The 23,714-nt window shown below is 66.4% G+C and carries 14 protein-coding genes; 6 read left to right on the forward strand and 8 right to left on the reverse strand.

All coding sequences use genetic code 11. The features are described from left to right. Positions 1-326 precede the first annotated feature (326 nt). Positions 327-1,607, reverse strand: a complete 1,281-nt coding sequence (locus ACZ5BH_RS01590; protein WP_464890175.1) for an MFS transporter — start codon at positions 1,605-1,607, stop codon at positions 327-329. Positions 1,608-1,736: 129 nt separating this feature from the next. On the opposite strand from ACZ5BH_RS01590, the gene ACZ5BH_RS01595 reads away from it, so the two are divergent. The 3 genes from ACZ5BH_RS01595 to ACZ5BH_RS01605 all read left to right on the forward strand — a co-directional run bounded on the left by ACZ5BH_RS01595 (position 1,737) and on the right by ACZ5BH_RS01605 (position 4,198). Continuing rightward, positions 1,737-2,336 (forward strand): nicotinamidase, encoded by a 600-nt coding sequence (locus ACZ5BH_RS01595; protein WP_464890176.1) that lies wholly within the window; start codon positions 1,737-1,739, stop codon positions 2,334-2,336. Then, a complete protein-coding gene (locus ACZ5BH_RS01600) occupies positions 2,333-3,694 on the forward strand; it encodes a nicotinate phosphoribosyltransferase (protein ID WP_464890177.1) in 1,362 nt (453 codons plus the stop codon). Before ACZ5BH_RS01595 ends, ACZ5BH_RS01600 begins: the two co-directional genes overlap by 4 nt. Positions 3,695-3,829: 135 nt before the next feature. Beyond that, positions 3,830-4,198 carry a hypothetical protein gene (locus tag ACZ5BH_RS01605; RefSeq protein ID WP_464890178.1) on the forward strand — a complete coding sequence of 123 codons (369 nt, stop codon included), beginning with the start codon at positions 3,830-3,832 and terminating at the stop codon, positions 4,196-4,198. Between the two features lie 412 nt (positions 4,199-4,610). On the opposite strand, the gene ACZ5BH_RS01610 is transcribed toward ACZ5BH_RS01605, so the two are convergent. Continuing rightward, positions 4,611-6,401: a bifunctional transaldolase/phosoglucose isomerase gene (locus ACZ5BH_RS01610; protein WP_464890179.1), complete on the reverse strand. Its 1,791-nt coding sequence runs from the start codon at positions 6,399-6,401 to the stop codon at positions 4,611-4,613. A gap of 128 nt (positions 6,402-6,529) precedes the next feature. On the opposite strand from ACZ5BH_RS01610, the gene ACZ5BH_RS01615 reads away from it, so the two are divergent. Continuing rightward, the gene (locus ACZ5BH_RS01615) at positions 6,530-8,170 is read left to right on the forward strand and encodes an alpha-D-glucose phosphate-specific phosphoglucomutase (RefSeq protein WP_464890180.1); all 1,641 of its coding nucleotides are present in this window, start codon (positions 6,530-6,532) and stop codon (positions 8,168-8,170) included. 269 nt (positions 8,171-8,439) lie between these two features. Next, on the forward strand, positions 8,440-10,992 hold the full coding sequence (gene glgP / locus ACZ5BH_RS01620; RefSeq protein WP_464890181.1) for an alpha-glucan family phosphorylase: 2,553 nt from the start codon (positions 8,440-8,442) through the stop codon (positions 10,990-10,992). 97 nt (positions 10,993-11,089) lie between these two features. Here the strand turns inward: glgP and ACZ5BH_RS01625 are convergent, their stop codons facing one another. The 6 genes from ACZ5BH_RS01625 to glgC form a co-directional block, all read right to left on the reverse strand. Then, positions 11,090-11,755: a hypothetical protein gene (locus ACZ5BH_RS01625; RefSeq protein WP_464890182.1), complete on the reverse strand. Its 666-nt coding sequence runs from the start codon at positions 11,753-11,755 to the stop codon at positions 11,090-11,092. A 367-nt stretch (positions 11,756-12,122) separates the two neighbouring features. After that, complete coding sequence (locus ACZ5BH_RS01630) at positions 12,123-13,157, reverse strand: hypothetical protein (protein ID WP_464890183.1); 1,035 nt, start codon at positions 13,155-13,157, stop codon at positions 12,123-12,125. Then, positions 13,154-16,555, reverse strand: a complete 3,402-nt coding sequence (locus ACZ5BH_RS01635) for a hypothetical protein (protein WP_464890184.1) — start codon at positions 16,553-16,555, stop codon at positions 13,154-13,156. The genes ACZ5BH_RS01630 and ACZ5BH_RS01635 overlap by 4 nt, the downstream gene beginning before the upstream one ends. A 179-nt stretch (positions 16,556-16,734) precedes the next feature. Continuing rightward, positions 16,735-18,210 carry a 4-alpha-glucanotransferase gene (gene malQ / locus ACZ5BH_RS01640; protein WP_464890185.1) on the reverse strand — a complete coding sequence of 492 codons (1,476 nt, stop codon included), beginning with the start codon at positions 18,208-18,210 and terminating at the stop codon, positions 16,735-16,737. After that, a complete protein-coding gene (locus ACZ5BH_RS01645) occupies positions 18,207-19,910 on the reverse strand; it encodes a glycoside hydrolase family 57 protein (RefSeq protein ID WP_464890186.1) in 1,704 nt (567 codons plus the stop codon). Before ACZ5BH_RS01645 ends, malQ begins: the two co-directional genes overlap by 4 nt. Further along, the gene (glgC, locus tag ACZ5BH_RS01650) at positions 19,900-21,168 is read right to left on the reverse strand and encodes a glucose-1-phosphate adenylyltransferase (RefSeq protein ID WP_464890187.1); all 1,269 of its coding nucleotides are present in this window, start codon (positions 21,166-21,168) and stop codon (positions 19,900-19,902) included. The genes ACZ5BH_RS01645 and glgC overlap by 11 nt, the downstream gene beginning before the upstream one ends. A 309-nt stretch (positions 21,169-21,477) precedes the next feature. Here glgC and glgB point away from each other — a divergent pair, with 309 nt between their 5' ends. Continuing rightward, positions 21,478-23,652 carry a 1,4-alpha-glucan branching protein GlgB gene (glgB, locus tag ACZ5BH_RS01655; protein WP_464890188.1) on the forward strand — a complete coding sequence of 725 codons (2,175 nt, stop codon included), beginning with the start codon at positions 21,478-21,480 and terminating at the stop codon, positions 23,650-23,652. Positions 23,653-23,714 lie beyond the last annotated feature (62 nt).

Below are 23,714 nucleotides of genomic sequence, written 5' to 3' on the forward strand. Positions count from 1 at the left end.
GTTTCGTGACCGTCGGCCGCAGGGACGAAGTCCAGGATGGACAAGTGTCGCGAGAGGGCAGGACGCCCGGAGCGACCGCGGCCGTCGAGCCTACAGGGATGTATCCACGGCGTGTCACGAAACGTCTCCCCCAGCCTCAAGGGCGTGTCAGATACCGGATGAAAAGCCGAAAATGTGCATGAACCCGGAACGGTGATTTATGCCGTTGGCATTACCTCTTTCAGTCTAGTCCCTTGGCACGAAATGACCATGACAGGGATCATGCCCGCGCGTGAACGCCATCACGTTTCACGCAATCGGCATGAAAGAAAGGCCGGAAACGGCAGTCAGTCGCGTTCCATTTCGCGGGCCATGGCCTGGCCGCGAGCCACGTCCACCCGGATCAGCAGCAGGGCGCCGCCGACGAAGAGAATGCCCACCGCCAGAATCGACAGGCGGGTGCTGTCGGTGAGCAGGCCCACGATGCCCATGATCAGGGGCCCGAGAATGGCGGCGAACTTGCCGAGCATGTTGTAGAAGCCGAAGAACTCGGCCGATTGGCCGGCCGGAATCAGGCGCGCATAGAGCGAGCGGCTCAGCGACTGCACCCCGCCCTGCACCAGACCGATCACCACCGCCAGACCGTAGAACTCCCACACAGCCTGCATGAAGAAGGCCCAGACGATGACGCCGATGTAGACGCCGATGGCGATCAGGATCGCCGGCTTGGGCCCGATGCGCTCGCCGAGCAGGCCAAACCCGATGGCCGCGGGAAAGCCCACGAACTGGGTGATGAGCAGCGCCGTGATCAGGCTGTCGGAAGCAAAACCGAGCGACATGCCGTAATCCACGGCCATGCGCACCACCGTGTCCACGCCGTCGATGTACAGCCAGTAGGCCAGCAGGAAGAGCCCCACCACGCGCAGGCGCCGCACCTTGCGAAAGGTCCGGGCCAGTTGCCGGAAACCGCCGAGCACCGCCGCACCGGGCCGCACGCCCCCCTGGCCGGGCGGCTCCGGCACCCACAGCATCAGCGGCAGGGAGAAGAGCAGCCACCAGGCGGCCACCGCCAGAAAGGCAAGCCGTACCGCCTCGACCTGGCTGGCCAGGCCGAAGGCCTCCGGCCACAGGGTCATGACCACGGTGCCGGCGAACAGCAGCCCGCCGCCCAGGTAACCCAGCGCATAGCCCCAGGCCGAGGCGATGTCGTAATGCCGCTCGTCGGTCACCGAGACGATCAGCGCATCATAGAACACCACGCTGCCCGAGAAGCCGATGCTGGCCAGCACGAAACAGCCGAGCGCCCAGAGGCGCTCGCCCTGGCCCACGAAATAGAGGCCGGCGGTCATCACGATGCCCAGGGCCGCGAACAGCAGCAGCAGCCGCTTGCGCAGCCCCCCCACGTCGGCGATCGCCCCCAGCACCGGCGCCAGGAGCACGATCACGGTGCTGGCCAGCGAATTGGCCAGGCCGAGCTGGAAGGTGCTCTCGGTGGCCGGCAGATCCGTACTCCACCAGCTCTTGAAGAAGATGGGAAAGAAGCCGGCCAGCACGGCCGTGGCGAAGGCGGAGTTGGCCCAGTCGTACAGGGCCCAGGAAAGGACCGTGCGGTTGTGGAGATGGTGCATGGCGGGGTCCGTTTCGGCGGATTATACCGGATACCCGCCGCGCCGGCGCGAACCCGGCGCTTGATTCGGCTCGCCCGCGCCCCATTATCCGGATAGGATGCAGAAAAACCGGCCCGCGGACGCAAAACCATGACGAAACCGGAACCCCTCCGCTTGCAGGACGGGGACGCCCTGATCCTCGTCGACGTGCAGAACGACTTCCTGCCCGGCGGACGCCTGGCCGTGCCGGAGGGCGACGCCGTCATCGCCCCCCTCAATGCCTGGATCGAACGCTTCGCGCAACGGCGCCTGCCCATCGTCGCCACCCGTGACTGGCATCCCGCCGATCACTGTTCCTTCCAGGCCCGGGGCGGGCCGTGGCCGGCCCACTGCGTGGCCGGCACGCCGGGCGCCGAATTCGCCCCGGCCCTGCGCCTGCCCGAGAATGTCTGGATCGTCTCCAAGGCCACCCGACCCGACGAGGAGGCCTACTCCGGATTCCAGGGCACCGATCTGGCGCAACGCCTGCGCGAAGCGGGCGTGCGGCGCCTGTTCATCGGCGGGCTCGCCACCGATTACTGTGTCCTGAACACGGTGCTGGACGCCCTGGATGAAGGCTTTTCGGTCTTTTTGCTCGAAGACGCCATCCGGGCCGTGAACGTCAAACCCGGTGACGGCGAGCGAGCCATCGCGAAGATGACCGCCGCCGGCGCCGTGCCCGTCACCCTGGCCGATCTGGAGTCGCCATGAAACCTGCGCCGGATCCCCTCACCAGCCCCCTGCTCACCGATCTCTACCAGCTCACCATGCTCCAGGGCTATGTGGATCAGGGCATGACGGACACGGCCGTGTTCGAGCTGTTCGTGCGCCGGCTGCCCGAGGGGCGCAACTTCCTGGTGGCGGCGGGGCTGGAACAGGCCCTGGACTTTCTCGAAAACCTGCGCTTCACGGCCGAGGAGATCGACTGGCTGCGCGGCACCGGCCGCTTCAACGAGCGCCTGCTCGCCTATCTGGCCGACCTGCGCTTCACCGGCGACGTGCAGGCCCTGCCCGAGGGCAGCGTGTTCTTCGCCAACGAACCGGTGCTGCGGGTGATCGCGCCCCTGCCCCAGGCGCAACTGGTGGAGAGCCGCCTGATCAACCTCCTGCACCTGCAGATCCTGCTGGCCAGCAAGGCGGTGCGCTCGCGCCTGGCCGCCCCCGGCAAGCTGCTGGTGGACTTCGGCATGCGCCGCGCCCACGGCGCCGAAGCCGGCCTGTTCGCGGCCCGCGCCGCGTATCTCGCGGGCTTCGCCGGCTCTTCCACGGTGCTCGCCGAAACCCTCTACGGGGTGCCGGCCTTCGGCACCATGGCCCACTCCTTCGTCCAGGCCCACGACAGCGAGCAGACCGCCTTCGAACACTTCGCCGCCTCCCAGCCGGACAACGTGGTCCTGCTCATCGACACCTACGACACCCTCGCTGCCGCCCGCAAGGTGGCCGCCCTGGCCGACCGGCTGAAGGCCGAGGGCCGCCCGGTCAAGGCCGTGCGCATCGACTCGGGGGATCTGGTGGATCTGTCGAAACGGGTGCGGCAGATCCTCGATGCGGCCGGCCATCCGGAGATCGGCATCTTCTGCTCCGGCAACCTCGACGAATACCGGGTGCGTGATCTGCTCGCCGCCGGCGCCCCCATCGACGGCTTCGGGATCGGCACCCGTCTCGACACCTCGAGCGACGCCCCCTCTCTGGATTGCGCCTACAAGCTGCAGGAGTACGCCGGCCTGCCCCGCCGCAAGCGCTCCACCGGCAAGGCCACTTGGCCGGGCCGCAAGCAGGTGTTCCGCCAGTACGACGACGCGGGCCGGCTGCACCGGGACATCCTGAGCGTGATCGACGACCCGCAGCCCGGCAAGCCCCTGCTGGTGCCGGTGATGGAGGGCGGCCGGCGCCTCGCGTCGGCAGAAAACCTGCAGACGATCCGGGCACGCCTCGATGCCGAACTGGCCACCCTGCCCGAACCCCTGCGGGGCCTGGACCCGGCCCCGGCCCCGGAAGTGGCCATCGCCCCCGCCCTGCAACGGCTCGCCGAGGAAGTGGACCGGCGGCAGGCTGAAAGGGGCGAGTGATGAGAAGCCCGGGATGAATACCGTGTTCCGGCCCGGAATCGCCATGGCGAAAACGGCAACGCTTTCCCCCGCCACCTGCCACCCGCCACCCGCCACCTGCTATAGTGCGGGGATGAACCCAGCGAGGACCTTCCCATGACCGATTCCCCGAACATGGCCGATCTGGCCATGGATGCCGACAACCTCTATCTGCAGGAGACCTTCACCGATCAGAAGGTGGGCACCCTCACCCGTCTGACCCCGATCACCGCCGAGGGCGAAGCCGACGACAGCCGCGCCGTGCAGTACATCGGGCAGGCCCAGATCATGACCCCCATGGGCGCCATTCCCCTGAGCTTCGAGATCCCGGCCACCTCCCTGGCCGAGGCCGTGGCCGGCTTCGCCACCGAGGCGGAAAAGGCCATCGAACGCACCATCGAGGAAGCCCGCCAGATGCAGCGCGAAGCCGCCAGCTCCATCGTGGTGCCGGGGCAGGACACCGGCGGCAAGATCCAGCTCCCCTGACGACAGAGGCACCCTGCAGGAAAGGTACCCTGCAGGAGCGGCGCAAGCCGCGATAAAGTGGTAGCGGGTGACTGGAAAAAGCGTCGGCAGATGCCGGCAACCGGCTTCCCGGCCCCGGTTACGGGCCTGACAAATCAGGAAGACGCCAGGATCGCCTCTAGCCCGGATATTGCACCAAGGCGCCGGATGATTGCGGTCTTTGCAGCCGCGCTCGCACCGCGCTGGAGCGAAAGGCGTAGCCATGGCTACGGCTTTCGTGAAGCGCAAGTGAGCGCGAGCGACCGTTTCGTCTGGAACGAAACGGGTCGCGCAAAGCGCGCCCGCAGGGGGGCAGACCAGGGAAGGTCTGCCACCAAAGCCGCAAGGGCCGGCGCAGAGGACGGGCGGGAAGAATGACCTTGGAGAAATCGTCTCAAGGCATCAACAAATCTTTATCACTCAAAGACTTGTTCGTCCGCCCGTCCTCGACTTGGTGCAATATCCGGGCTAATTGCGCAAGGCCATCGCGGGGATCGTCGAGATGAACGCGCAGAACCCGCCGGCCCCGCGCTTCCAGCACCCGCAGATCGCCCAGTGCCTGGGCCGACTCGATGACGCCGAAGCTGTAGCGGTGGCCTGGCACTGGCCGATCCTGCAGCGGATCGGCGGTGATTTGCAGGAACACGCCGGTGTTCGGCCCGCCCTTGTAGGCCTGGCCGGTGGAATGGAGGAAACGGGGGCCGAAGCCGAGACAGGTGGCCACGCGGTGACGCGCCCGCACCGCGTGGCGAATGGCCTGCAGGGAGGCCTCGATGGCGGGATCGAGGCGATTCAGGTAGGCCAGCAGGGCGAAATAGTCGCCGGGCCCCAGCCGGTCGAGATGCGCCCTCAGCAGGGCGGCCACATCGTCCGGATCGGTTGCCGTCTCGCGCAGCGCCCCGGCATTGGCGGGATCGGCATACAGGCGAATCGCACCCGTGCCGGCCAGGGGCGCCGTCGCCGGCAGGACCCCTTCCCGCTCGTAGGTCTCGGCCAGCTCCCGCGTGGCGATCTTGCTGGCCTCCACGTCGGGCTGATCGAAGGGATGGATCCCCATCACCGCCCCGGCCACCGCCGTGGCGAATTCCCAGCGGAAGAACTCCTGGCCCAGGGCGTCGCGATCGGGCACGGTCAGGCGCACCACCGGATGGCCGGCGGCCGCCAGGCGGTCGAGGGCGGCCTGCTGCCCGTCGTCGGGCTCGTCGCGCAGGCCCAGGTGCACGAACAGCCGGTCCTCGCCATAGACCTCGGGCTCGCCGAGGCGCTCCGCATAGAGGGGGATGATGGCCTTGCCCTGCTTGCCGGTGGACTCGGCAATGAGCTGTTCGATCCAGGCCCCGATCCCGGCCAGGGTCGGCGAGGCGGTGAGGGTCAGCTTGTCGTGCCCCAGGGCATGGGCCGTGCCGAGGATCAGCCCCAGCCACAGCCCCGGATTCTCGGCAGCCGGCACGTCGGGCCGGCAGGCATCCACCATCAGCGCGGTCCGCTCCAGGAAGCGGCCCACCTCCACCCCCAGGCCGGCCGCCGGAATCATGCCGAAATGGGACAGCACCGAGTAACGTCCGCCGATCTGCGGGCGGCCGAAATAGACGGCGCGAAAGCCTTCGCGCTCGGCGCTTAGCTCCAGCTGCGAGCCGGGATCGGTGATGGCCACGAAGTGTTGACCGGCCCGGTCCTCGCCCACGGTCTCCACCATGCGGGCATGGAAGTAATCCTTGAGCAGGTTGGGCTCCAGGGTGCTGCCCGACTTGCTGGCCACGATGAACAGGGTGCGGGCCAGATCCAGTGCCGCCTCGGTCTGGCCAATCTGATCGGGATCGGTGGAATCGACCACCCGCAGGGGCGGCAGGCCTTCCCGGCTGCCGAACACGCCATGCAGCACTTCCGGCCCCATGCTCGAGCCGCCCATGCCCAGCAGCACCACATCCCGGTAGCCCCCCGTCTTCACCAGGGCCGTGAAACCCTGCAGCTCGTCCACGCTGGCCAGCTCGTCGGCGACGATGTCGAGCCAGTCCAGCCAGCGGTCCTCGTCCTGGCCGGTCCACAGCGTCGCCTCCTTGCGCCACAGCCGCGCCACCCGCTGTTCCCGGACCCAGCGTTGCCGCTCCGTCTCCAGGGCGCGTTCCAGGGGTGGGGGCAGGTGGGCCTGCTGCAGGGCAACGAAGCGGACTTCCGGTTCAGACATGAGACATTCTCCCTGGCGGTTGGGCGGTTCCGCCACATGCTACCATTTGTCCCGTCAGACAGGGGCGCCTCGGGGGGCGTGCTATAATCCGGTTCCTGCCGAACGGGAGCCGCTTGCCGGCACATGCCATGGATATCCTGACCGTCGCCACCACGCCCTTCGCGGATCAGCGTCCCGGCACTTCCGGGCTGCGCAAGAAGGTGCGTCGCTTCCAGACCCCGCACTATCTGGAGAACTTCGTCCAGGCCCTGTTCGACTGCCTGCCGCAGCGCGAAGGCGCCACCCTGGTTCTGGGCGGCGATGGCCGCCATTACAACCGCGAAGCCATCGGCGTGATCCTGCGCATGGCGGCGGCCAACGGCATCGGGCGGATCCTGCTCGGCGCCGGGGGGCTGCTCTCCACGCCGGCCGTCTCCAACCTGATTCGCCGCCACCGCACCCAGGGCGGGATCATTCTCTCGGCCAGCCACAATCCGGGCGGCCCCGACGGGGACTTCGGCATCAAGTTCAACATCGACAACGGCGGGCCGGCACCGGAAGCCTTCACCGAGGCCGTCTATGCCCGCACCCGCGAAATCACCGCCTACCGCATTCTCGAAAGCGGCGAGGTGCCCCTGGATCACCCGGGCGAACACACGCTCGGCGAGATGACCGTGACCATCATCGATCCGGTGGCCGACTACGCGGCACTGATGGAAACCCTGCTCGATTTTCCCCGCATCCGCTCCCTGTTCGACACCGGCGCCTTTCGCATGGTCTATGACGCCATGCATGCAGTCACCGGGCCCTATGCCATCGAGATCCTCGAACACCGGCTGGGCGCCCCGGCCGACACGGTGATCCACGGCACGCCGCTGCCCGACTTCGGCGGCGGGCATCCCGATCCCAATCTGGTGCACGCCCGGGTGCTGGTGGAGAAACTGTTCCAGCCGGCGCCCCGCTGTCCCGACTTCGGCGCCGCCTCCGACGGCGACGGGGATCGCAACATGATCCTCGGCTGCGGTTTCTTCGTTACCCCCAGCGACAGTCTGGCGGTGCTGGCCGCCAACCTCCATCGCCTGCCCGGCTACCGCACGGGCCTCAAGGGCGTGGCCCGCTCGCTGCCCACCAGCCGCGCGGTGGACCGGGTGGCCGCGGCCCTGGGCGTGGACTGTTACGAAACCCCCACCGGCTGGAAGTTCTTCGGCAACCTGCTCGATGCCGGCCGGATCAACCTCTGCGGCGAGGAGAGTTTCGGCACCGGCTCCGATCACGTGCGCGAGAAGGACGGCCTGTGGGCCGTGCTCTGCTGGCTGAACCTGGTGGCCGAACGCCAGCAGTCGGTGGAAGAGATCGTGCGCGAACACTGGACCCGCTTCGGCCGCGACTTCTACACCCGCCACGATTACGAGGCGCTCGATCCGGACGTGGCCCGGCAGCTGGTGGACCGGCTGCGCGACCGTCTCGGCACCCTGCCCGGCCGGCGCTTCGGCGACTTCACGGTGGCAAGCGCCAACGAATTCGCCTATACCGATCCCGTGGATGGCAGCGTCAGCGAACACCAGGGCCTGCGCATCCTGTTCCACCAGGAGGCACGCCTGGTGGTGCGCCTGTCGGGCACCGGCACCGAAGGCGCCACCCTGCGCCTCTACCTGGAACAATACGAACCGGACATCGCCCGCCACGACGCCGACGCCAACGACTACCTGGCGCCGCTGATCCACGCGGCCGGCGAGATCCTGCAGGTGGAAGCCCTGACCGGCCGCAGCGCGCCGGACGTGATCACCTGATCGTGCACATATTAAACGTCTCAAAATTGTGCTGACACAAACGGCACCGGTGTGGGATGGGTGCAGGCCGGCTCGAGCGTAGCGGAGCCGGCAAAAATCGTGTCATCCCGAGATGGCGGCTCCGCTGCGCTTGAGCCGCCCTACAGACGGGAGGTAAAACCAGTGTGAGACGATTAACAGGCTGTTGAAAAATGTCGTTTTTCGACAGCCTGCCAAGCGATCCGGTACTTGGAACTTCCATCTAGCCAACCCCTGGAAACCAACAAGCCATGAGCGAGAACAGCTATCAACTCGAAGTCCGTCCCGTGATTCCGGAGGCGCTCCGCGAACTGGAGACCCTGGCCAACGATCTCTACTACAGCTGGGATCGCCACGTGCGCGGCCTGTTCCACAGCCTCGACCGGGATCTGTGGCGCGAATGCGGCCACAGCCCCAAGGTGTTCCTGCGCCGGATCCGCCAGGCGCGCCTGGACGCCGCCGCCGAAAACAACCTGTTCCTGCAGGAATACTCGCGCATCGTCTCGGCCTATCACGCCTACCTCAAGCAGTCGTCCCATCCCCGGGTCGAGGAACACTTCGACCGCGAAACGGATCTGGTGGCCTACTTCTGCGCCGAATACGGCCTGCACGAGAGCTTCCCCATCTATTCGGGCGGCCTCGGCATCCTCGCCGGCGATCACTGCAAGGCCGCCTCGGATCTGGGGCTGCCCTTCGTCGGCGTGGGCCTGCTCTACCGCCAGGGCTACTTCACCCAGACCATCGACGGCAACGGCCAGCAGCATGCCCACTACACGCCGACCGACTTCGACGCCCTGCCGCTGGCGCCGGCGCGCGACGCCCAGGGCGAGGAACTTCGGGTGCACGTGGATCTGCCGGGCCGGCGGGTGCTGTTGCGGGTGTGGGAAGCCAAGGCCGGCCACATCCGCCTCTATCTGCTGGACAGCGATCTGCCCGAGAACTCGGAAGCCGACCGGGCCATCACCTTCCAGCTCTACGGCGGCGACAAGACCACCCGCATCCAGCAGGAGATCGTGCTGGGGATCGGCGGCATGCGCGCCCTGCGCGCCCTGGGCCTCGCGCCCACCGTGTATCACATTAACGAGGGCCATGCCGCCTTCCTGGTGCTGGAACGCTGCCGCGAGTTCGTGGCACAGGGCCACGACTTCGCCACCGCCCTGGAGCTGGTGGCCGCCGGGACCGTGTTCACCACCCACACCCCGGTGGCCGCCGGGCACGACATCTTCCACCTGGATCTGATGACCGAATACTTCAGCGACTTCGTCGCCGGACTCGGCATCCCCTTCGAGGAGTTCCTGCAGCTCGGTGCCACGCCCGAAAATCATGGCGGCTTCAACATGACCACCCTGGCGCTGCGCGGCTCGCGCTTCCACAACGGCGTGAGCCGGATCCACGGCGGCGTGGCCTCGCGCATGGAAGGCTACGTGTGGCCCCAGATCCCGCCGGAAGAAAACCCCATCTCCCACGTCACCAACGGCGTACACGTGCCCACCTTCCTGGCCCGGGAGTGGATCAACCTGTTCGACATGCGCTTTCCCGAATGGCGCAACCACATGCTCGACCCCGACTTCTGGCAGCGCCTGGACGAGATCCCCGATCACCGCTTCTGGTCGCTGCGCCAGGAACTCAAGACCCAGATGCTCGAGGACGTGACCCGGCGCACCCGCGAACGCCTGCAGCGGGAAGGAGCCAGTGAAGCCACCATCCGCCGCGCCACCCGCTTCATCGGCGAGACCGAATCGGATCTGCTGGTGATGGGCTTCGCCCGCCGCTTCGCCACCTACAAGCGCGCCACCCTGATCTTCGCCGATCCCGACCGCCTCCGGCGCCTGCTGGGCGATCCGGACCGGCCGGTGGTGATCATCTTCGCCGGCAAGGCCCACCCCAACGACCATCCGGGCCAGGAGCTGATCCGCACCATTCACCACTACTCCATGCAGCCCGAGTTCATCGGCAAGATCATCCTGCTGGAAGGCTACGACATGGCCCTGGCCCGCAAGCTGGTCACCGGCGTGGACGTGTGGCTCAACACCCCCGAATACCCCATGGAAGCCAGCGGCACCTCGGGCGAGAAGGCCGCCATCAACGGCGTGCTCAACCTGAGCGTGCTGGACGGCTGGTGGGGCGAGGGCTACAACGGCAAGAACGGCTGGGCCATCGCGCCCCACAGCCCCGACTTCGACCCGGCCTTCCGCGACGCCCAGGAAGCCACCGACATGCTCGACCTCATCGAGCACGAGGTGATCCCCACCTTCTACCACCGGGATCAGCACGGCTATTCACGCCAGTGGGTGCGCATGTCGCGGGAAGCGATGAAGTCCTGCATCCCCCAGTTCAATTCCATGCGCATGGTCAGCGACTACGTGCAGAAGTTCTACGCCGCGGCCCGCAACCACTGCGTGCGCCTGCAGGCCCGCGAGCGGCAGGAAGCCGCTGAACTGGCCCGCTGGAAGGAGAAGATCCGCCAGCACTGGGACAAGGTCCATGCCGAACGGCTCGACGAAGCCCGTCCCTGGCTGCAGTACGGCACCGCCCTGCCGGTCCGGGTGCGCGCCTATCTGGACGGCCTGGCCCCCGACGACGTCACCGTGGAATGCGTGCTCGGCCATACCGACGCCCACGGCACCTTCCACCCCGAGGCCGTCTATCCCCTGCAGCACGCGGAGCAGGACGGCAAGAGCCACATCTTCACCCTCGACCTGCAACCGGACGAATGCGGCCTCAAGACCTACCGCCTGCGCCTCTACCCCCACCACCGCCTGCTGGCGCACCCGTTCGAGATGGGTTACCTGATCTGGATCTGAGCCGAAGTCCGTCGGCAGCGAGAAGGGATTCGCCCAGGGGCAGGCCGGCTCAAGCGCAGCGGAGCCGGCATTCAACAAGCAGAAAACCCAATCCCGGTCACGACTCGGCAGAGCTTCGGGATGCAGCCGTCGTACGCACGAAATTCCAATGCAGGCGTAGACGCAACAAGGGAATCAACAACACCGACCAAGGCGCGAGCGCCAGAAAACCGGGCAAGAACATCACCATTGCCGATCTCGCCCGTGTGAGCGAAAGTTCATCGAAACGCCCTGCCGTTGTCACCAGAAGCAATCCGCCCAACATCGTCAGAATCAGAAAAACCGCAGTGGCATTGGCGAGAGTCTCGTTGCGATACTCGATGGCCGGATAGAGGTAAACCACGAACACGGCGACCAGAGACAACGCAAAAATCACCGCAATCAGCAACAATGAATCCGGACCTTCATCATCTCCGCCCCCTGCCTTCAACCCGTGTCGCTCAACAAGAGCGAGTACGTCGCCCAGCTTTTCGGTGGGCAGTTTTTCGAGATCGATGAATCCGCCCTTCGCGCCAATCTGTATGACCGGTTTCCCGCCGGACAAACACCGAAGAGTGGCTGACTTTTCCGCCTGCGAGACATCCCGGAACCCATCCCGCCAGGAAACTTCAAGCTCATGCTCCGGGAAAAGGGCACAGAGGGCTTCAGCCAGCGCCTCTCGTTGCGATTTCTTGAGGTTGGCATACCCTGTGACGGCGAAGGTTGCACGTGAAAGTAACCCCATCGTTCCATATCTCCTGTCTTTTTGCAAAAAATCGTTTTGAGTTGTCTTCGTGTACTGGTCAAGTAATCCTGGACATTCACATAGTACAGCTACGCCACCATTCATAATGCCTAAGCTACTGCTGGGGCATAGTGGTGTTGAAGCTGTGGGTCCAACCGGGGTCACGGCCACCAAAGGCGTATTCGCAGCGCAGCGGGGTGGATTCGAGCGGCTCGGGATCGCTGAGGGTGTGGTCGAGCAAACGCTTTCGCCACCGGCGGCAGGTCCCGGGGGCGGGTGCTGTCCCAGGCCATGGGGGCGTAGGTGACGGTCTTCATGCGGGTCTCACCTGCTGTTCGGCCGGCTCCGGCCGGTGAGAGCGGGCCGTTCATGCTACATCGACATCGGGCGTCGTCCGGTCGGACTGCGTTTCCTGACGTTTCCCCCTGGCCCAGATGGCCTCGCCCTCGCCGTATCCCGAGGGCCTCCAGCCCACCGCCAGCGCTTCCTCCCGGGTCAGGCCCCAGGGATATTTGCTCAGCGCTTCGCGGGAGGCGGACGACCAGGACCGCACCTCTTCCGGGTCCTGATGCTTCCAGAACCGCGCCGGCCGGCCCATGCGCCGGTCGTATTCCACGGTGGTCGGGTCGATATCCCTCGCCAGCTCCCAGATGGGAATGTCCGGCAAGGGCTTCGAGACATCCATGGACTGCTGCAAGGTTTCCCAGTAGCCCTCTACCTCCCACGGCTCGTCCATGGCATACGGATTGGTCACCTGCACCGGCGAATAGCGGTGCACCAGGCGCAGGTAATAGTGAGCATAGCCGCTGCGGCTCACCCCTTCCGAGATGTACGGGTCGAACTCGTCGAAAGGCAGGCGCTGCCGCCGGCCCTTGACGGTGAACTCCACCATGCCCGTGATGCGCTCGAACACCGTGTTGTGCTTGTGCTTCACCCAGCCGCGGGCGACCGCGGTTTTGCACAGATAGTAAATAATTAAAAATGGTATTACCCAAAACTGAATAAGCCATAATAAAAAATCAGTTGTATCACGACTTAGAAGTGCCAAGATGATTCCGCTGAATCCACCACCAACACCGAAGAAAATCGCCACCTTTCCTATCGCATTGAGAACGAGGACGGGATTGCGCAGGGAGCCCCACTCGATTGTCAATGCATCACCTTTTTCAAGGTTCTCTTCCAGTATCTGCGTAATTTCTTCCTCATCCATCTCGCGCAGTTGATCGACGCCGTCATGGGCGAAGGTACCAGGCAGGAACTCCCGGCACTGCACGCCCTTGCCCTGCAGGGGCCAGCGGCGGATGGCCCGCTCGGTGGCGCTCAGGCGCGTCTCGTCCAGCGGCGGCAGGTCCCGGGGACGGGTGCTGTCCCAGGCCGTGGGGGCATAGGTGACGGTCTTCATGCGGGCTTCACCTGCTGTTCGGCGTAGACCCAGCCGGGGACAGCCGGGTCGACCCGGTCGGGCTCGGCCGGCCGGGCCGCTTCCTCGCCCGGCAGGGTGGGGATGATGAGCTGATCGGCGGTGACGTGCCGGCCCCGGGCGCGAACGGTGATGCGGTACTCGCCCTGACCGCCCAGCGGCGGCAGGGCGTAACGGTAGCGGATCCCGATCTGGCTGACGCCGTCCTCCCCCGGCAGGGGCTGCCATTCCCGCAGTTGCAGCGGCTGTTGCACGCCGCTGGAGGTGAACCGCTCCATGGCGGCGATGTTGGCATGGCCATTGCGAAGGGCCATGGCCCGCTCCTGCGGGCTCATCCGGTAGGCCGTCTCACCCGTGGCCAGCACGTTGAGGCTGCTGCGCCCCGGCTCGAAGCCGGGGGCGATCACGTCCACCAGGATCGTCGCCAGCACGGTAGAGCGGTCGAGCCGAATCGTGATCCCCGGGCGCATGAGGAGGCTCATCAGGGCCTCGTACATCTTTTCCGGCGGCAGGGGCTCGCGCACGAGGCGGCGGTTGCGACCCGTGCCTTCGTGCACGTGGTCACCGTTTTCGTCCCGCACGGGGCGGCTGTATTCATAGGTGCCACGCGCGGCCGGATCCCTGGCGAAAGGCCCATGCTTGCCCCATTTTTCCACCGGCGTGTCCTTCAGCAGGTTGGCCACGAGGCCGGCGGCGAGGAACACTGCCAGCGCCGCCCAGCCCCAGGGGCCGAAGCCGGCGAGCAATCCACTCGTGGCCGTGGAGGCCGCGCCCAGATCGCACAGCGCCAGGGCCAGCCCTGCCAGGGTCTGAACGCCGTAGGCGGCCGCAGCATCCCCATCGCCCGCGGCCAGACTGTCGAAGGCATCCCAGCCGGCCATCACCGCGCCGGCGAGGCTCACGCCAGCGCCGATGGTGCCGACCGTGCGGAATTCCAACCGTCCTCTTTCCGTTTCTATTGCAATTTTTGAGGTGAGGAATTTTTCCGTTGGCTTGCGCCACCGTTCCCGCGGCATGATTTCCGCCCAGAATTTCGCGCCTTGCTCAAGACCGGCGACTTTCAGTGGTGTATCCACGACAACGTACAGCAGTGCAATACTAGCGAGCGCAAGTGACAGAGTACTTTTTGCATCCTTTTTTCTTCTATACCAATCATGCATCTCATGCACATTGAACATCTCCACCACCGCCACCAGGGGCGGCAATACCTTTCCTGCGGCCTTCATCCCTTCCACCACCGTGCCCACTTCCTTCGCCGTCGCGGCAGAGGGGCGATGGTACTTGAGCGCATAGGGCGAGATGTCGTCCACCACCACGAAGCGGCCGCGGGCACGGGCCACGCCGTCGGCGTCCACTTCCCGAAACAGGCCGGACCAGGTTTCCCCGTCCACCGGCAACGGCATGCCCCTGAGGTCGACGACGTCGGTGATGGCCTGGCTGAACACGGCCTTGCCGGTGCGGGGGTCGACGACGTTGACGCGATCCTTGCCCGGTTCCCTGACCGCCGCCCTGAAGTGCTCGCGGATCTGTGACTGTTCGAGCCTGGCCCGGATCCGCAGCTCGCCGTCGATGATCACCTTGCCCTTCAGATCCGCGCCCGGCGTGATCAGGTGCATCCCCCGCAGTTCGGGATGATTGGTGGCTTTCGCCAGGCGCACGAACCCTTCCTGCATGACGGTTTTCGCCTCACCCCTGGCCGCCTGCCACTGCCGCTGGAACTGCAGGAGGAAGCTGGCCACGATCTTGTCGGCTTCCTTCGCCAGCGCCATGGCCAGGTCGGTCTTGCGCAGGGCATCGGCAGCCAGGGCGCCGGCGAAGGCGGCGGGGCGGAAGCGGCCATCGGACGACGGCGGCTCGTCCGCCATGTGCGCGTTGAAAGCCGGCGGTTCGGGGCTCGTCTCGTCCACCTGGTCGCGGCCGGGGAAGAGCATGGCATGCAATGGGTGGCCGGGCTGGCAGAGGCGTTCCAGATATCGCCGGCCCGGATCGCTGTCCGCTGCCGTTTTTTCGCGGTCGCGATCCAGATCGAGGCCCGCATCCAGGGCCGCCGGGTCGTGGTTGGCGTACAGGAGGGCGAGGTTCATGGTGGCCCAGAGCTGGATGTAGCCGTCCCGGGGCAGGCTGGCGTAGTCCAGCAGCGCGGCTTCGAAGGTGACGTGATCGGGCGCGAGGTCGGCTACCGATCGTTCCTGCGTGTCCCCGGCATTTTGCCCTTCCTGCGTGACACGGCCTTCCAGCCAGTCGAAATGCCGTTGCTTCAGCTTCCGCAGGGCACGGCGCAATTGCCGGCGCGGTTCGACGCGCAGGATGTCCTTCAGGAGTTCCCTGTCCATCTCGCGGGCGGCCTTGCGCAGAGCGTCGGCCTCGTCGCTGTTGTCCACATAATGCGTCGGCCCCCGCTGGCGCTTGCGGCGTTTGGCCTTTTCCCACAGCTCTTCGTTGAAGAAGGTCTGCCAGGTGAGCACCGCACTGCGGTAGTGCTCGTGGGCCCTGGCCTTTTCGACTTCCGCGAGCAGCTCGGCTTCCTTGCGGCGATAGGCCTCGAGATTGTGCAACATGATCCCGAGCGGGTCGTGCAGATAGACCACGGGGATGTTGGCCTTGCGGTGCAGGCGGATGTGGATCAGTTCGTCGTTGGCGTGTTCGACGTTCTCGACACGGGCCTTGCGGCCTTCCGGGGGCTGGACGGGAAAGCCGGCGTCGAAGCCGGAGAGGTCGATCTGCTGGAGGCGGGCTTCCCGCTGTTCGGCGATCTGCGCCTGCGTGTAGCCCTGATCTTCCGGCATGGGCGGCAGGTGGTCGGGATGGAGGCGGAAGTCGTCCGGGTCCATGCCGCCGAGCATGTTGATCCGGGCCCAGGACCATTGCACGTCGGCATAGGCCATGCGAATGTCCTGGTCTTCGTCGTCGAGGCGGTAGGGGAGGAGGATCCGGTCGTCCTTCTCGACGGTAGCGGGGCGCACGTCCTTGCCGGCGTATTCGTGCAGGTTGACGTCACGGAACCAGCCCTGAGGCAGCACTTCGAGTTCGCGCCAAAGGTAGCCGCCCTTGAAGATGTAGAGCCAGCCGGGGGCGCGGGGCACGGCGCAGCAGGCCGGGTCGAGATCGGGGGTGGTATAGACCCGCGGCAGGACGGGCACGAGGACGTTCTTCTCGGGCGTGGGGGTTTCGTCCCGGCCTCGCGTGGCGGCCTTGCCCAGCGGGAGGTTGTACCAGGTGAAACGGGTGTCCTTGTACTTGAGGAAGACCTTGCCGGTGCCGCTGGAGGGCATGACCAGCTCCCGGTTGCGGCCTTTCTGCGTGCCGGCGCCGAGGGGGACTTCCCGGCACTGTCCCCGGTGGATGCGTTCGTAGGCCGGATTGACGGCGGTTTCAGTCATCGTGGTCTTCCTCCATGAAATTCCGGCCACGGGTATCCGCGGGTTTCGCCGGTCCCTGGCCTTGACCTGGATTTTACTTCAACTCCCTGGTACGGGAACCTTGAAAAGGCTATCAGGGTATCAGCGCGCAGCTTGTGATGCGGTTCACAATTCACCAGCCTGCAATAAAGCGGACCCCTTCACGCCGGCAGGCGGCCGAAGAGCCGCACCAGGTGGCGCAGGCGGCCGGCGGCGTCCTCCGGCACCCGATCCCAAGTGAAGCGCCAGCGCCAGTTGCCTTCGGTGGTGCCAGGGGTGTTCATGCGGTGTTCGCTGCCGAGGGCCAGCACGTCCTGCAGGGGCAGGACGGCCAGGCGGGAGACGCTGGCCAGGGCCAGGCGGATGAGCGGCCAGGGCATGTCGGCCGGTTCGCAGCCCAGGTAGTCGGCGAGCAGGGGGCGCAGGCGCGCCTCGTCGTGCCGGTACCAGCCCAGGGTGGTGTCGTTGTCGTGGGTGCCGGTGTAGATCACGCTGTTGGGGACGCCGTTGTGGGGCAGGTAGGGATTCTCGGGCCCGCCGTCGAAGGCGAACTGCAGGATCTTCATGCCCGGCAGGCCGAAGCGGTCGCGCAGGGCCTCCACCTCAGGGGTGATGATGCCGAGATCCTCGGCCACCAGCGGCAGCTGGCCGAAGACGGCGAACAGGCGGGAGAGCAGGGCCTCGCCCGGGGCCTTCGCCCACCAGCCGTGCTCGGCGGTCTCATCCGTGGCCGGGATCTCCCAGCAGGCCTCGAAGCCGCGGAAGTGATCGATGCGCACCAGATCGAACAGCTCGAGCTGGGTGCCCATGCGCTCGATCCACCAGCGAAAGCCGTCTTCTTCCATGCGCTCCCAATGGTAATGGGGATTGCCCCAGCGCTGGCCGGTGGGCGAGAAATAGTCGGGCGGCACGCCGGCCACCACTTCCGGCCGCCCTTCGGCATCGAGCTTGAACAGATCCCGGTGCGCCCAGACGTCGGCGCTGTCCCAGGCCACGAAGATGGGCATGTCGCCGAACAGGCGGATGCCCCGTTCGCGGGCGAAGTCGCGCAGGGCCTGCCACTGGGCGAAGAACAGGTACTGGATGAACACCTGCAGTTCGATGGCCTCGGCGTTTTCCTCGCGGGCCCGTTGCAGGGCCGCGGCCTGGCGATCCCGCAAGGGGCGCGGCCAGTCCGCCCAGCCGCCGTGCGGATGGCGATGGCGCAGCACCATGAACAGGGCGAAGTCTTCCAGCCAGTGGCGGTGGCGATGGCGGAAGGCCTTGAAGTCGTCCCAGTCTTCGGCCCGGGCCTGTTGCTGGAAGCCTTCCCAGGCACGGGCTAGGCAGGCCGCGTGCCGGGATGGATCGGCCTCCGGCGGCAACCAGCCCCGCGCCCGCAAGTCGTCCACATCGATGAGTGCCGGGTTGCCGGCATGGGCCGAGAGGCACTGGTAGGGCGACCCGTCGGCATGGGGGGGCCCCAGCGGCAGCACCTGCCACACGCTGACGCCGGCAGCGGCCAGGAACTCGATGAAACGCCGGGCCTCGGCCCCCAGTCCGCCGTGTTCCCGGGGCCCTGGCAGGGAGGTGGGATGCAGGAGGATCCCGGCCCGGCGGCGATCCAGAACGGCGGGCTGGGACGGCGCGGCGCTCATGAATCGGGTTGCTTGCCGCTGCGCATCACGCCGCCCATGGCCGGCGCGCCGGTGCCGTGGGTGAAGACCTCGGAGAGGTAACCCGGCGGTTCCTCGCCCAGGATCTGGTAGAGATTGGACAGGTGCAGGCGGAACAGGTGCTCGAAGTCGCTCACCGACTCGGCGGGATTGTAGTCACCGAACCACCAGAACCAGTCGGAGCCCTCGCAGATGGCCAGTTGCCGCTCGGCCCGCTGCCGGTGCTCGCCATCAAGCCGGTCGATCACCGCATCGTAGCGGTGTTTGGCATCCCCCAGCATGTCCCAGCCGCGGTTCTTGTCGGGCTCGCCGATCCAGGTGGAGAAGGTGCCGTAGACCCAGCTGCCGGCCACGATGTGCGGCAGGGTGGTGATGGCGCAGTGCTGGCGCAGGCATTCGGCGTAGGTGGTCAGCTCCAGATCGGGATGGCTGGCGAGGCGCCGGTAGAGCGCCTGCAGGAAATGGTAACCGTTCTCGGGATAGTACTCCCAGGCATTCTCCCCGTCGAGGATGATGGAGACCATGCGGTTGGGCTCGTTGCGGCAGGCGGCGGCGATGTTCTCCAGGTGGCCAATCAGATTGGCCACCGCGTCGTCGGCATGCCAGCCCGAATAGGTGAAGCCGATGAGATCGGAAAGGCCATCGTCGCGGAAGAAGATCACCGGCTGGGCGCCCTCCAGGCGATAGGGCTTGTGGATGCACTGTTCGCCCTCGCCCGCCGCATCCATGTCGGCCGCCTTGAGCGAGTTGCGCAGCACGCTCTCGCCGCTGGCGGTCCAGTGAAAGCCGTATTCGCCCAGCAGCCGCAGGGTGGCATCGCTGACGCTGCCCTCGGAGGGCCAGCAGCCACGGGGCCGCATGCCGAAGCAGCGCTCGAAGGTGCGGATGCCGTGCTCCAGATGCCAGCGCACCCGCTCCTCGCCGCCGGGATACTCGGCCAGATGCGGCAGCGGCGCCTCGGGCATGGCTTCGCGGGCGCTGTGGATGTCGAGCAGCAGCGGCATGATGGGATGGGCATAGGGCGTGACCGACAGCTCCACCTGGCCGCGCTCGGCGAGCCGGCGATAGCGGGGCAGGATGTCGCGCAACAGCTCGCCGATGATGCCGAGCAGCTCGCGCCGGTCGTGCAGGGAGAAGACCTGCCCCTTGTCGAGCAGCATCCGGACCCGGGCATCCTCCCGGCGCACCGTCTCGCCCAGCCAGGCCAGGTGATACCACACGAGCAGATCGGCCAGGAACTGATCCGAGACATAGACCAGCGAATCGGGGTGCTCCAGCAGCCAGTGGGAATAGGTGGCCAGACGCGCGTAGGGCGGGAACCGCTTGATGAGGTGCTGTTCGTTGGCCCGCAGGCAGGCGCGGATCAGGCTGATCCGCTGCTCGGGATTTCCCGGCAGGGCCGGCTCGCCCAGCGCCGCCAGCAGCGGATCGGTGATGGCCTGGCTGTTGTGCAGGAAGGCGTCCACCTGCCGGGCGTAGTCCTCGATCTGCTCGATCAGCACCGGCGCGAAATTGACCACCGCCCGCGCCTCGGGCACCGACTCGAGGTGCGCGGCCATGTCCACGTAGTCCTTGATGGCGTGCAGGTAGGTCCAGGGCAGGTGATAGGCGCCGCTGCGCAGGTCCCGGTACTCGGGCTGGTGCATGTGCCAGTAGAGAACGACCTTCAGCCTACCGGACATGGTGCAGCTCCTGCCCCAGCATCTCCGGCACCACCAGCACCACCCCGCCGGGCGTGACGTGGAAGCGCCTGGCGTCCTCTTCCGGATCCTCGCCGATCACCGTGCCGTCGGGAATGTGGCAGCCCTTGTCGATCACGGCGCGCCGGATCCGGCAATGCCGGCCGATGGTCACCTCGGGCAGGATCACCGCATCCTGCAGGGTGGAATAGGAGTTGACCACCACCGAGGAGAAGAGCAGCGAATGGCGCACCACCGCGCCGGAGATGATGCAGCCGCCGGAGACCATGGAATCCACCGCCATGCCGCGCCGGTCGTCGTCGTCGAACACGAACTTGGCCGGCGGGAGCTGTTCCTGGTAGGTCCAGATGGGCCAGTGGGTGTCATACAGGTTCAGCTCGGGGGTCACGCCGATGAGCTCCAGATTGGCCTCCCAGAAGGCGTCCACGGTACCCACGTCCCGCCAGTAGGCCTGGGTGCCGGTCTCCTTGTCGAGGAAGTCGTAGGCGAAGGCCCGGTAGTTGCGGATCACCGAGGGGATGATGTCCTTGCCGAAGTCGTGACTGGAATTGCGGGTATCGGCATCCTTGATCAGCTGCTCGAAGAGGAAGGCCCGGTTGAAGACGTAGATTCCCATGGAGCACAGGGCCACGTCTTCCTTGCCTGGCACGGGTTTCGGATTGGCCGGCTTTTCCTCGAAATCGACGATGCGCCCTTCGTCGTCCACCGTCATCACCCCGAAGGCATGGGCCTTTTCGATGGGCACCTCGATGCAGCCCACGGTCACGTCGGCGGCATTCTCCACGTGTTCGGCCAGCATGGCGCCGTAGTCCATCTTGTAGATGTGATCGCCGGCCAGGATCAGCACCAGATCCGGATCATGACTGCGGATGATGTCCAGGTTCTGGTAGATGGCATCGGCGGTGCCGGTGTACCAGGAGGTGGCGATCCGCTGCTGGGCCGGCAACAGCTCCACGAACTCGCCGAACTCGCCGCGCAGATGCCCCCAGCCGCGCTGGATGTGGGTGATGAGCGAATGGGCCTTGTACTGGGTGAGCACGCCGATGCGGCGGATCCCCGAATTGATGCAGTTGGACAGCGGAAAGTCGATGATCCGGAACTTGCCGCCGAAGGGCACCGCCGGCTTGGCCCGCCAGTTGGTCAGGTGCTTGAGCCGGGAACCGCGGCCACCGGCCATGATCAGGGCGAGGGTGCTGCGGGTGAGCCGACTGACGAAACGGGGCGATTCCTGAATGACCATGAGCTCCTGCCTTGCGCCGGAATGAGGGGCCGCCGGACCGGATTTCCTGCTCGCAACGCCTGCCTGCAGCATTCGCGACGGCACGAAGGTGCCGGGTTGTCGTACCTCTGCACAATAAGAGCAGCGAGGACGATTTGCAAGCCGCCCGGATCATCGTCCTGTCATTCTCGTATGCAGGCAATTTCCCGGCCATCACGGTACACTGGATACCAACAACACCCGCTTGGCGGAAATGGCAGGACGGCTTGTCCCGCCGCCGTCCGGCCCCCATGTTCCGTCTCGCCGGAACCCTGAAGCGAAACCGACACCATGAGCCACATCCAGGACGATCTGCAACGCCTGCTCGAGGCCCGGCATCACGACCCCTTCGCGGTGCTCGGCCCCCATGTGGAGGGCGATCGCGCCGTGGTGCGCGTGCTGCGTCCCGGCGTGCGGGAAATCCGTCTGGGCGAGAACGGCCCGCGCCTGGAACGGCTGGGCGAAACCGATCTCTTCCAGTGGCAGGGCCCGGCCGCCGAACTCCCGGCCCGCTACAAGCTGGTCTGGCTCGACGGCGACGGCCAGCGCCACGAGGGCCACGATCCTTACGCCTTCGGCCCGCAGATCCCCGACTACGATCTCTATCTGTTCGGCGAGGGCCGTCACTGGCACGCCCAACGCTTCCTCGGCGCCAACCCCTGGGAGGCCGACGGCGTGCCCGGCATCCTGTTCGCGGTGTGGGCGCCCAATGCCGAGCGGGTCTCGGTGGTGGGCGACTTCAACCACTGGGACGGCCGGGTGCATCCCATGCGGGTGCGCGGCGCCTCCGGCGTGTGGGAGCTGTTCCTGCCGGAACTGCCCCCCGGCAGCCTCTACAAGTTCGAGATCCGCAACCGCGACAGCGGCGCGGTGCTGGTGAAGACCGATCCTTACGGCAAGCAGTTCGAGCTGCGGCCCGCCACCGCCGCCATCGTGCGCGGCCGCGAGACCTGGCAGTGGCAGGACGGGGAATGGATGGCCGCACGAGCCGGTCGCGACTGGCTGCATACCCCTTGCAGCATCTACGAAGTGCACCTGGGGTCCTGGCAGCGCGCCGAAGACGGCAGCTTCCTCAACTACCGCGAACTGGCCCACCGCCTGGTGGACTACGTGCTGGAGACCGGCTTCACCCACATCGAGCTGATGCCCGTCACCGAGCATCCCCTGGACGCCTCCTGGGGCTACCAGACCACCGGCTACTACGCCCCCACCAGCCGCTTCGGCAGCCCCGACGACTTCCGCTACTTCGTCGACTACTGCCACCGCCACGGCATCGGCGTGCTGCTCGACTGGGTGCCGGCCCACTTCCCGAAGGATGCCTTCGCCCTCGCCCGCTTCGACGGCACCGCCCTCTACGAGCACGAGGATCCACGCCGCGGCGAGCACCGCGACTGGGGCACGCTGATCTACAACTACGGGCGCAACGAGGTGCGCAACTTCCTCCTGGCCTCGGCCCTCTACTGGCTGGAGGAATACCACATCGACGGCCTCCGGGTGGACGCCGTGGCCTCCATGCTCTACCTCGACTATTCCCGCGATCCCCACGACTGGGTGCCCAACATCCACGGCGGCAACGAAAACCTGGAAGCCATCGCCTTCCTGCGCGAACTGAACACCGTGACCCACGCCGAGCAGCCCGGCACCATCGTGGTGGCCGAGGAGTCCACCGCCTGGCCGCAGGTCACCCGGCCGGTGAACATCGGCGGCCTGGGCTTCTCCATGAAGTGGAACATGGGCTGGATGCACGACACGCTGGACTACCTGCGCCACGATCCCATCCACCGCCGCTATCACCACGACCAGCTCACCTTCGGCCTTTTGTACCTGTTCACCGAGAACTTCGTGCTGCCCTTCTCCCACGACGAAGTGGTGCACGGCAAGGGCGCCCTGCTGGGCAAGATGCCCGGCGACGAATGGCAGCGCTTCGCCAACCTGCGCCTGCTCTACACCTACCAGTTCACCTATCCGGGCAAGAAGCTGCTGTTCATGGGCTGCGAGTTCGGCCAGGGCACCGAATGGAACGCCGACGCCACCCTCGACTGGTACGTGCTCCAGTATCCCTTCCACCAGGGCGTGAAGAACCTGGTAAGCGATCTGAACCGGATCTACCGCGACACCCCCGCCCTGTTCGAGCACGAATTCGAGCCCGAGGGCTTCGCCTGGATCGACTGCCACGATTCGGACCAGTCCGTGCTCAGCTACCTGCGCCGGGCCGGCAGCGAGGTGCGCGCCGTGGTGCTCAACTTCACCCCGGTGCCCCGCGAGGGCTACCGCATCGGCGTGCCCTACCCCGGCCCCTGGCGGGAAGTGTTCAACTCCGACTCGGAATACTACGGCGGCAGCAACATCGGCAACGGCGCCGGCCTCGTGGCCGAAGACATCCCCTGGATGGGCTACCCCCATTCGCTGGTGCTCACCGTGCCGCCGCTGGCCGGGGTGATCCTGGAACCGGCAAGTCAAGCCTGATAGAACTATCGGTATCCGCTTCCGGTCCGCCCTTGGGTTCGGCGTGTCGTTGCGTGACACGC

The sequence above is a fragment of the Thioprofundum lithotrophicum genome (assembly GCF_055387065.1).

What these genes read in the sequence shown, in the direction of transcription:
- malQ (WP_464890185.1), bottom strand. Translation starts at nt 18,210, where the DNA reads ATGAGCGCCGCGCCGTCCCAGCCCGCCGTTCTGGATCGCCGCCGGGCC.
- ACZ5BH_RS01610 (WP_464890179.1), bottom strand. Translation starts at nt 6,401, where the DNA reads ATGTCTGAACCGGAAGTCCGCTTCGTTGCCCTGCAGCAGGCCCACCTG.
- ACZ5BH_RS01635 (WP_464890184.1), bottom strand. Translation starts at nt 16,555, where the DNA reads ATGACTGAAACCGCCGTCAATCCGGCCTACGAACGCATCCACCGGGGA.
- ACZ5BH_RS01600 (WP_464890177.1), top strand. Translation starts at nt 2,333, where the DNA reads ATGAAACCTGCGCCGGATCCCCTCACCAGCCCCCTGCTCACCGATCTC.
- ACZ5BH_RS01630 (WP_464890183.1), bottom strand. Translation starts at nt 13,157, where the DNA reads ATGAAGACCGTCACCTATGCCCCCACGGCCTGGGACAGCACCCGTCCC.
- ACZ5BH_RS01605 (WP_464890178.1), top strand. Translation starts at nt 3,830, where the DNA reads ATGACCGATTCCCCGAACATGGCCGATCTGGCCATGGATGCCGACAAC.
- ACZ5BH_RS01645 (WP_464890186.1), bottom strand. Translation starts at nt 19,910, where the DNA reads ATGTCCGGTAGGCTGAAGGTCGTTCTCTACTGGCACATGCACCAGCCC.
- ACZ5BH_RS01595 (WP_464890176.1), top strand. Translation starts at nt 1,737, where the DNA reads ATGACGAAACCGGAACCCCTCCGCTTGCAGGACGGGGACGCCCTGATC.
- ACZ5BH_RS01625 (WP_464890182.1), bottom strand. Translation starts at nt 11,755, where the DNA reads ATGGGGTTACTTTCACGTGCAACCTTCGCCGTCACAGGGTATGCCAAC.
- ACZ5BH_RS01615 (WP_464890180.1), top strand. Translation starts at nt 6,530, where the DNA reads ATGGATATCCTGACCGTCGCCACCACGCCCTTCGCGGATCAGCGTCCC.
- glgB (WP_464890188.1), top strand. Translation starts at nt 21,478, where the DNA reads ATGAGCCACATCCAGGACGATCTGCAACGCCTGCTCGAGGCCCGGCAT.
- glgP (WP_464890181.1), top strand. Translation starts at nt 8,440, where the DNA reads ATGAGCGAGAACAGCTATCAACTCGAAGTCCGTCCCGTGATTCCGGAG.
- ACZ5BH_RS01590 (WP_464890175.1), bottom strand. Translation starts at nt 1,607, where the DNA reads ATGCACCATCTCCACAACCGCACGGTCCTTTCCTGGGCCCTGTACGAC.
- glgC (WP_464890187.1), bottom strand. Translation starts at nt 21,168, where the DNA reads ATGGTCATTCAGGAATCGCCCCGTTTCGTCAGTCGGCTCACCCGCAGC.